The following is a 2,024-nucleotide window of genomic DNA, read 5'->3' as shown; positions in this document are numbered from 1 at the left end:
TCATCCCTCGACGCCGGTGGAGGTGTGGGGGGTGCCCACGGGTTTGGACTCCGGGGAACCACGCTGGCGCAGGTAGACGGAGAGGATGGCCATGGAGGCAACGGCCAGCAGCTCGGACTGCCAGTTCTGCAGGCTGCGGCTCCAGAAGTCGGCGGACACGACGTACTGCGTCCACCCGATAGGGGCTTGCAGCTGCCTCAGCTGCTGCTCGTTGTAGGCGGCGACGCCCCCGATGGACTGAGCCAGCCAGGACAGAAGGAACAGCACCGCCATCACCAGGCCGAGCGACCGGGAGAACACCGCCTGGCGCACTCCGCCCACCCTCGCCCAGCGCGGGGAGTCCGGGCCAGCGTGCTCGCCGACTCGCTGGTCCTCATCCGATTCAGGGCCGACCTTGTGCATCTCCTTCGACTCCGGCGAGCCGCGTTGCAGCAGCCAGACGGTGGCGAAGATGTACAGGAAGAACTGCAGGTACTCCGACTGCCAGTTCTCCGTCACGTCCACGGCGAAGTCCGAGGTCGTCAGGTAGTCGAGGAAGCCGATCTGCGCGAGGCCATCCGTGGCGAGCTGGTTGTTGAACTCCGTCCAACCCGCGATCGCCTGCCCGGCGAGTGCGAGCAGGAAGGCCAATCCGAAACCCAGCGTTATGCCGTTATCCCGTACGAAGCGGCGCACGCGGTGTTCCCTTACGGTGCCGGCGTCGTCCCGGTCCGAAAAGCCGGGCGGGGGCGGCGTGGCGGCGGTCATCGCTGCATCAGTCCCACCGCGATGAAGTAGGCAAGGCCGCCCAGGACAACGGTCAGGCAGAGGGTGAACATGGTGCGCATGCGTCAGCTTCCCTTGACCGAGCACTCGTACGGCTGACCGGGCTGAGGCTTGCATCCGGCGGCAACGATCTTCCATCCGTCCGGGAACTGCGAGAGGAACAACGTGTCCGAAGCCAGCACGGCACGCCCCTGACGGCCATGGACGTCCACGCCGCGGATCGGGCCCCCGGCGGGGAGGTCCTGTGCGGTGATGGCGTCGGCGCATGCCTTCTTCGCTGAATCCTCTACCTCCTTGCGTGTCTGCGGGGCGAGAGCCGCACACAGTGCCGCCCGGTCGCCTTTGCTCAGTGCCTCCTCGAAAGCCGTGGCCGCAGTGGAGACTTTCGCGCTGCGCTGCTCGGTGGAGTCGCAGGCGGCCAGGGCCAACAGGAGCGTACAGAGCGGGATTGCCCAGGCCCTGGTGAGACGCCGGCCTTGTCTGCTCACTCTGGCTCCCCTTTCGGCAGATGCACGTTCTGTCTCATCGTGGCGGCCGTTTACCCCCGCCACTGCCGGACACGCCTTGTCTTCCCGTCCATGACACGCGCATGGTCGTTCATTGACCTTGAGGAGGCGTCTCACTACGGGCGCGCGGTGACCATTCCCTCATCCGTTCGGTGGCTGCCTGCTCGCAAACCCGGGCGCCCCCGCATCAGATGGGAATCAACGCGTCCCGGATCCGGGTGAGGAGCGCCGGACGGCGGGTACGCAGGAAATCAACCGGAAAGCCGGTGCGGCCGAACAGGCTGCGCCAGCCCTGAAAGGAGAGCGTCATGCCGCAGGGTTCCAGCGCGAAGCGTGAGCGTCAGTACGAGCACATCAAGGACAGCGCCGAAAAACGCGGCACCTCCAAGGGCCGGGCGAAAGAGATCGCGGCGCGCACCGTGAACAAGGAACGGGCCCGCTCCGGCGAGTCGAAGACGGCAAGCAAAACGTCCACCCGGGACCCGAAGTCCGCTCCCCAGCGCGGCGGTGAACGGTCACACCACGGCGCTCAAGGGCCGACGAAGGACCAGCTGTACGCGGAGGCCAAGAAGCGCGGCATCAACGGCCGTTCGTCGATGAGCAAAAAGGAGCTGGCCAGCGCTTTGGGACGCTGACTGAGCCAGGCTGCCCGAAGGACACCGTGACCACACGCTCCACCTGGGAGAGGCAATGCCCGACTTCGGATACTTTCTGTCGTGCGAGGAGCACAGCCCGGCGGAACTCGTCGAGCAG

4 protein-coding genes are annotated in these 2,024 nt (G+C 66.5%); 1 reads left to right on the top strand and 3 read right to left on the bottom strand.

Going from position 1 to position 2,024, the window contains the following annotated elements; genetic code table 11:
- From ACFVYS_RS43770 to ACFVYS_RS43760, 3 genes are all read right to left on the bottom strand, one after another.
- Positions 1 to 747, bottom strand: coding sequence for a DUF6766 family protein (locus ACFVYS_RS43770; protein WP_389511452.1), 747 nt, complete (start codon positions 745 to 747; stop codon positions 1 to 3).
- An 83-nt stretch (positions 748 to 830) separates the two neighbouring features.
- The gene (locus tag ACFVYS_RS43765) at positions 831 to 1,193 is read right to left on the bottom strand and encodes a hypothetical protein (protein WP_389511451.1); all 363 of its coding nucleotides are present in this window, start codon (positions 1,191 to 1,193) and stop codon (positions 831 to 833) included.
- 265 nt (positions 1,194 to 1,458) lie between these two features.
- Positions 1,459 to 1,581 (bottom strand): hypothetical protein, encoded by a 123-nt coding sequence (locus tag ACFVYS_RS43760; protein ID WP_389511450.1) that lies wholly within the window; start codon positions 1,579 to 1,581, stop codon positions 1,459 to 1,461.
- On the opposite strand from ACFVYS_RS43760, the gene ACFVYS_RS43755 reads away from it, so the two are divergent.
- Complete coding sequence (locus ACFVYS_RS43755; protein WP_389511449.1) at positions 1,580 to 1,906, top strand: plasmid stabilization protein; 327 nt, start codon at positions 1,580 to 1,582, stop codon at positions 1,904 to 1,906. The genes ACFVYS_RS43760 and ACFVYS_RS43755 overlap by 2 nt on opposite strands.
- Positions 1,907 to 2,024 lie beyond the last annotated feature (118 nt).

It is taken from the genome of Streptomyces sp. NPDC058295, from assembly GCF_042880655.1.
Classification (GTDB): Bacteria; Actinomycetota; Actinomycetes; order Streptomycetales; family Streptomycetaceae; genus Streptomyces; species Streptomyces coriariae.
Note: the sequence above shows the minus strand (reverse complement) of the source record. Positions and strands in the feature narration are given on the sequence as shown.

Coding starts and splice junctions, on each gene's coding strand:
- ACFVYS_RS43770 (WP_389511452.1), bottom strand. CDS start 747: ATGACCGCCGCCACGCCGCCCCCGCCCGGCTTTTCGGACCGGGACGAC.
- ACFVYS_RS43755 (WP_389511449.1), top strand. CDS start 1,580: ATGCCGCAGGGTTCCAGCGCGAAGCGTGAGCGTCAGTACGAGCACATC.
- ACFVYS_RS43760 (WP_389511450.1), bottom strand. CDS start 1,581: ATGACGCTCTCCTTTCAGGGCTGGCGCAGCCTGTTCGGCCGCACCGGC.